General features: G+C 68.8%; 4 protein-coding genes. 3 read left to right on the top strand and 1 reads right to left on the bottom strand.

Going from position 1 to position 6983, the window contains the following annotated elements; all coding sequences use genetic code 11:
* Positions 1 to 3788, top strand: a 3788-nt coding sequence (locus tag ABI385_RS11875; protein WP_348103953.1) for a DNA-directed RNA polymerase subunit beta', incomplete at its 5' end; no start/stop codon positions are given.
* Between the two features lie 131 nt (positions 3789 to 3919).
* Here ABI385_RS11875 and ABI385_RS11870 read toward each other — a convergent pair.
* Positions 3920 to 5464: a DUF2142 domain-containing protein gene (locus ABI385_RS11870; RefSeq protein WP_348103952.1), complete on the bottom strand. Its 1545-nt coding sequence runs from the start codon at positions 5462 to 5464 to the stop codon at positions 3920 to 3922.
* A 103-nt stretch (positions 5465 to 5567) separates the two neighbouring features.
* Between ABI385_RS11870 and ABI385_RS11865 the strand changes: the two genes are divergently transcribed.
* Positions 5568 to 6230, top strand: coding sequence for a class I SAM-dependent methyltransferase (locus ABI385_RS11865; protein ID WP_348103951.1), 663 nt, complete (start codon positions 5568 to 5570; stop codon positions 6228 to 6230).
* Positions 6227 to 6979 carry a glycosyltransferase family 2 protein gene (locus ABI385_RS11860; protein WP_348103950.1) on the top strand — a complete coding sequence of 251 codons (753 nt, stop codon included), beginning with the start codon at positions 6227 to 6229 and terminating at the stop codon, positions 6977 to 6979. Before ABI385_RS11865 ends, ABI385_RS11860 begins: the two co-directional genes overlap by 4 nt.
* Positions 6980 to 6983: the final 4 nt, after the last annotated feature.

Here is a 6983-nt window from a genome sequence, read left to right as displayed (position 1 = left end):
ACTACCGCACACTCAAGCCGGAGAAGGACGGGCTCTTCTGCGAGAAGATCTTCGGTCCCACCCGCGACTGGGAGTGCTACTGCGGCAAGTACAAGCGAGTCCGTTTCAAGGGCATCATCTGCGAGCGCTGCGGCGTCGAGGTGACCCGGGCCAAGGTGCGCCGTGAGCGTATGGGTCACATCGAGCTGGCCGCGCCGGTCACGCACATCTGGTACTTCAAGGGCGTCCCGTCGCGTCTCGGCTACCTGCTCGACCTCGCGCCGAAGGATCTCGAGAAGATCATCTACTTTGCGGCGTACCTGATCACGACGGTGGACAGCGCCAAGCGGCACGAGGACCTGCCGTCGCTCGAGGCCCGCGTCGGAGTCGACCGCAAGCGGATTGACGACACCCGCGACGTCACCATCGAGGCCCGCGCCAAGAAGCTCGAAGAGGACATCGCGGCCCTGGAGGCCGAAGGCGCCAAGGGCGACGCCAAGCGCAAGGTTCGTGACGCGGCCGAGCGGGAGATGAACCAGCTGCGCATCCGGGCGCAGCGTGAGGCCGACCGCCTCGATCTGGTCATCGACACGTTCCGCAAGCTCGAGCCGAAGAAGCTCATCGACGACGAGGCGCTCTACCGCGAGCTGCGTGAGCGGTTCGGCGACTACTTCACCGGCGGTATGGGAGCGGAAGCCCTCCAGCGTCTGATCGAGAACTTCGACCTCGACGCGGAGGCGTTGTCGCTGCGCGACACGATCGCCAACGGCAAGGGTCAGAAGAAGGCCCGGGCGCTCAAGCGGCTGCGCGTGGTCGCGGCGTTCCTGAACACCAACAACAGCCCCCGCGGCATGGTTCTCGACTGCGTCCCCGTCATCCCGCCGGACCTGCGTCCGATGGTGCAGCTCGACGGCGGCCGGTTCGCGACATCCGACCTCAACGACCTCTACCGCCGCGTGATCAACCGCAACAACCGGTTGAAGCGGCTGCTGGACCTCGGCGCCCCCGACATCATCGTGAGCAACGAGAAGCGGATGCTCCAGGAGGCCGTCGACTCGCTGTTCGACAACGGCCGCCGCGGCCGGCCGGTGACCGGTCCGGGCAACCGCCCGCTGAAGTCCCTGAGTGATCTGCTCAAGGGCAAGCAGGGCCGGTTCCGCCAGAACCTGCTCGGCAAGCGCGTCGACTATTCCGGCCGTTCGGTCATCGTCGTCGGCCCGCAGCTGAAGCTGCACCAGTGCGGTCTGCCCAAGCAGATGGCGCTCGAGCTGTTCAAGCCGTTCGTGATGAAGCGCCTGGTCGACCTCGACCACGCGCAGAACATCAAGTCGGCCAAGCGCATGGTCGAGCGGGCCCGCCCGGTCGTGTGGGACGTCCTCGAAGAGGTCATCACCGAGCACCCGGTCCTGCTGAACCGCGCGCCCACGCTTCACCGACTGGGCATCCAGGCGTTCGAGCCGCAGCTCGTCGAGGGCAAGGCCATCCAGATCCACCCGCTCGTCTGCACGGCGTTCAACGCCGACTTCGACGGCGACCAGATGGCTGTCCACGTACCGCTGTCCGCGGAGGCGCAGGCCGAGGCCCGCATCCTCATGCTGTCCAGTAGCAACATCCTCAAGCCCGCCGACGGCCGCCCCGTGACCATGCCCACCCAGGACATGATCATCGGGCTGTTCCACCTCACCTCCGAGATGCCGGATGGTGACGGGGAGGGCCGGGTGTTCTCCAGCCCCGCCGAGGCGCGGATGGCGTTCGACGCCCACGCGATCGAGCTCGGTTCCCGGGTCCGGATCCGGCTCGAGAACGTCGTGCCCCCGGTCGGCCTCGTGCTGCCGGACGGCGTCGAGGCTGGCGAGCAGGGGATCGTCCCGTCGCTCATCCTCGAGTCGACCCTCGGCCGCGTGCTGTTCAACGAGACGCTCCCGGTGGACTACCCGTTCGTCGAGGAGGTCGTCGACAAGAAGCGGCTGTCCTCGATCGTCAACGACCTCGCGGAGCGCTACACCAAGGTGCAGGTCGCTGCGTCGCTCGACGCCCTCAAGGACGCGGGCTTCCACTGGGCCACCCGGTCCGGTGCGACGGTCGCCATCTCCGACGTCGTCACGCCGCCGCGCAAGACCGAGATCCTCGAGGAGTACGAAGCTCGCGCGACCAAGGTCCAGAAGCTCTACGACCGTGGGGCGATGACGGACAACGAGCGTCGCGAGGACCTCATCGAGATCTGGAACGAGGCCACCAACAAGGTCGCGGAGGAGATGCGGGCCAACATCCCGGTCACCAACACGATCTACAAGATGGTCAACTCCGGGGCCCGAGGCAACTGGATGCAGCTGCGCCAGATCGCCGGTATGCGTGGGCTGGTGTCGAACCCGAAGGGCGAGATCATCCCGCGTCCGATCCGCGCGAACTTCCGCGAGGGTCTGTCGGTGCTGGAGTTCTTCATCTCGACGCACGGTTCCCGCAAGGGTCTCGCGGACACCGCGCTGCGGACCGCTGACTCGGGCTACCTGACCCGTCGTCTGGTCGACGTGTCGCAGGACGTCATCATCCGTGAGGACGACTGCGGCACCGAGCGTGGCCTGACCATGCCCATCGCCGACACCGACTCCACGGGTCGTCGTGTGTTGCACGAGGACGTCGAGACAAGCGTCTACGCGCGCACCCTGGCTCAGGACGTCGCTGACGCCCAGGGCACCGTCCTCGCCGACGCCGGGATCGACCTCGGTGACGTCGTCATCGACGCGCTGTTCGTCGCCGACATCGACCAGGTCAAGGTCCGCTCGGTCCTGACCTGCGAGAGCAAGGTCGGCACCTGCGCCGCGTGCTACGGACGGTCGCTCGCGACCGGCAAGCTCGTGGACATCGGCGAGGCTGTGGGCATCATCGCGGCGCAGTCGATCGGCGAGCCCGGCACCCAGCTGACGATGCGGACCTTCCACACCGGTGGTGTGGCGGGGGACGACATCACGCAGGGGCTGCCTCGTGTGGTCGAGCTGTTCGAGGCGCGCACCCCCAAGGGTGTCGCCCCGATCGCCGAGACGACGGGTCGCGTCAAGGTGGAGGACACCGACAAGACCCGACGGATCGTCCTCGTGCCCGACGACGGCTCAGACGAGCACGCCTACCCGGTCAGCAAGCGTTCGCGCCTGATGGTCCAGGACGGCCAGCACGTCGAGGTCGGCCACCAGCTGATCCAGGGTGCGATCGACCCGAAGCAGGTCCTGCGCATCCTCGGCCCGCGCGCCGTGCAGATGCACCTCGTCGACGAGGTGCAGCACGTCTACCGGCAGCAGGGTGTCTCGATCCACGACAAGCACATCGAGGTGATCGTCCGGCAGATGCTGCGCCGGGTCACGGTCATCGAGGCAGGCGACGCCAACCTCATCCCGGGTGACCTCGCCGAGCGTGGTCGCTTCGAGGTGGAGAACCTCCGGGTGCTCAGCGAGGGCGGCAAGACGGCCTCCGGTCGTCCCGAGCTCATGGGGATCACCAAGGCCTCGCTGGCGACCGAGTCGTGGCTGTCGGCGGCGTCCTTCCAGGAGACGACCCGGGTGCTCACCCAGGCGGCGATGGAAGCCCGTTCCGACCCGCTGCTCGGGCTCAAGGAGAACGTCATCCTCGGAAAGCTCATCCCCGCCGGCACGGGCCTGCCCCGCTACCGCAACATCGCCGTGGAGCCGACCGAGGAGGCGAAGGCTGCGATGTACTCGCTGCCCAGCTACGACGCGTACGACTACTCGGGCTTCGGCGCGGTGTCGGGCGAGCCGGTCCGGCTGGACGACGTGACGTTGGGCTTCACCGACAACTGACGTCTCGCGTCGGCTCGCTGTGCCCGACCGGACTCTGATGTTTGCGGGCTCCGGCCCCCCGCAGCGGCCAAAAGCCGGGAACATCTGAGTCCGGTGGCGTGGGGAGCCGTCACCGGTGGGCAGGTGAGCCGTCACCGGTCGGTCCGGGCGAGGGTCCGGACCCAGGTCACCCCGAGACCGACGCAGCCCGACAGCCCGACGGCGAGCCAGAGGTACCAGCCGCCCGGCGGGGACCACTGCGCGTCGGGGACGAACCAGCGCAGCCCCACGGCGGGGTCGAGCCCGACGGCATACCGTTGCGAGTTCAGGTAGAGCCCGGCCGCGACGACCAGCGGCAGCAGCGCTGCCGCGACTCGGACGCCTCGCACCAGCCAGGTCCGCGGCAGCCGCTCGACCAGCACGACGCCCGCCCACACGGGCACCACGGAGAGGATCGGTAGCACGTGCCGTCCCTGGATGCCTCCGTTCACCGGGAAGAAGACCCGCGAGTAGGTCACGTAGATGACCGCCAGGGCCACCAGCAATACCCCCACGATCACCGTCCGGTCGCGGTGATCCCCGACGAGGCAGGCGAGCGCGACCACGAGCACCACCGCAGCGAACCAGACGTCGTTGACGAGGTCAGGAGGACGTACGTCCAGCCACCCGAACCAGCCGACCCCTTCGTGGATCAGCTGCCAGAAGATCACCTGGAACCCGTCCAGGCTCTCGCGCGACGCCCACGGCCCCAACAGGACGGGGTGGTCGAAGACGAGCTCCCACCCCGCAACGGCGAGCGTGGCGGCCACGGGGACGGCCACGGCGGCCACCATGACCGGACACCGACGACGCAGCTGATCGAGGATCGGCCGCCAGGCGCCCAGCGCGAGTAGCAGCATCGTCAGCAGGGCCATCGTGACGAGCCCGAGCTGGCGGCTCAGCACCAGGGCCGTGCCGCTGACCAGGACCACGACCAAGGTCCGTCGCTCCGTCAGCGAGTCTGGATGCCTGGCGTAGACGACCACCACGCCCGCCATCCCCAGCGCCCCGAGGATCTCCACCGCGCTGGTGTTGAGGATTCCCATGCAGAAGATCCCCATCGGGGTGAGCAGCAGCGCGGGACCGACCAGGGCGCGAGGCCCCAGCCAACGCACCAGATGGTCGCAGGCCAGCCAGAGCAGCAGGGTCGAGGCGGCGAGGACGAGCAACCGGGCGAGGATCGTGGCCTGGGTGACCGATGCCCCGAGCGAGGCCACCCAGCCGAGCGGGGGATACAGGAAGGGCGGGTATGCGCCGAGTGTCGTCGTCACCGCGCGGTCACCTTCGGCACTGCTCGGCGCGGGCTGGCAGGCGGCGGTCACCTCGGGTGTGAAGTAGAAGCAGGCGTATCCCGTCGGGTCGAGACGGGCCGGGATCTCGACGACGCGGCTGATGGAGGCGTTGCGGACCGTCCCGAGCTTCGAGCCCTCGGGTGCCGGCGGCGCGGGGACGCCGATGTCGAGGCGGGCCATGCCGACCGCCTTGACCAGGTGGTCCGGCTCGTCCGGCGCCGCCATCGCCGGGTTCGCAAACACCCAGAACAGGGCCAGCACGAGGTAGGGCAGCACGAAGATGGCGACGACACGGGCGGACTGCCAGGCGGACCGTGACCCGACTGGCGTCCGGGGCACCGGACGCGAGGAGCTCGGGGCGGCCACGGCGTCAGCATCCCATCACCGGCCGGCTGTTAGGTTTGCTTGGACTGATGCTGGACTGATGCTGGACTGATGCTGGACGAGTTCGACGAGCCGAAGGAGTGCGGTGACCGGTTGCGACCCGGCCGACGGCGCGCCCGAGCTCCCGGGCTACTTCGGGACCCGCCTGGCCCACGACCCGAACCGGTCCGCGATATGGCGCCACGTCACCGACTACCTGGCCCGCTGGATCCCGGCCGACTCCCGGGTTCTGGAGCTGGGCGCCGGTTGGTGCGACTTCTCCAACCTGGTTCAGGCAGCCGAGGTCGTCGCCCTGGACGCCGACCCGACGGTGGAACGGGCCGCGGGACCGTGCGTGACCGCAGTCGTCGGGGACTGCACGGACCTCACCCAGTTCGAGGACGGGCGCTTCGACGTCGTCTTCGCCTCGAACCTCATGGAGCACCTCGACCGCGAGGCGGCCGAACGGCTCGTCGACGAGAGCCGGCGCGTGCTGCGACCCGGTGGGCGGCTCATCCTGCTGCAGCCCAACTTCCGACTCGCGCCGGGGCGGTACTTCGACGACTACACCCACGTCTCGATCTGGACCGACCAGTCCCTGGGCGACTTCCTGCGCTCCCGGGGGTGGGCCCTCGAGGCGGTGCACGCCCGGTTCCTGCCGCTCTCCCTGAAGTCCCGGGGGTCCGGGCTGACCTTCCTCGTCCCGTGGTACCTGCGCTCGCCGGTCAAGCCGCTGGCCGGCCAGATGCTCGTGGTGGCATCCTCGTGACCTGGCGTGACAAGACCCTCTGCGTCGTGCTGCCGACCTACAACGAGAAGGACTCCATCGCCGACTGCATCCGCCGGTTCGAGGCGCTGCCCGAGGTCGACGAGGTTCTGGTCGTCAACAACAACGCCGCTCCGGGCACGTCCGAGGAGGTCGCGACGACCGGCGCGCGCGAGGTGCACGAGAGCGAACAAGGCTACGGCGCGGCGATCCAGCGCGGGCTGCTGGAGACCGACGCGGATCTCGTATGCCTGTGTGAACCGGACGGCACCTTCGACCCGGAGGACCTGCGCAAGCTGCTGGCCTTCATGCCGGAGTGCGACCTCGTGATCGGTTCGCGAACCGTGGCCACGTTCATCTGGGACGGCGCCAACATGGGGTTTCTCCTCAAGTGGGGCAACTGGGGCGTCGCCAAGGCGGTCGAGCTGCTCCACAACACGACGTCACTCAGCGACGTCGGCTGCACCTTCCGGGTGATGACACGCGAAGTCGCCCGCCAGATCGTCCCGCGCTCGACGGTGCACGGGTCGGCATACGGGCTGGAGATGATGCTGGTCGCCGCCGTCCTGCGGGTTCGGATGGTCCAGGTGCCGGTCAACTACCGGCCGCGCGTGGGGGTGTCCTCGGTGACCGGCGACCGTCGGGCCACGCTCGTGCTGGGGAGCCAGATGGTCGGTCACGTCGCCCGCAGCCGGCTGCGGTCCAGGCGGGTGCGGCGCCTGCCGTCCGGGGAACCACCGGCCAGCGAATAGGCTC

The sequence above is a fragment of the Lapillicoccus sp. genome, from assembly GCF_039935575.1.
GTDB lineage: Bacteria > Actinomycetota > Actinomycetes > Actinomycetales > Dermatophilaceae > Lapillicoccus.
The sequence above is the reverse complement of the archived record's forward strand: the minus strand, read 5'-3'. Positions and strand labels throughout refer to the sequence as shown.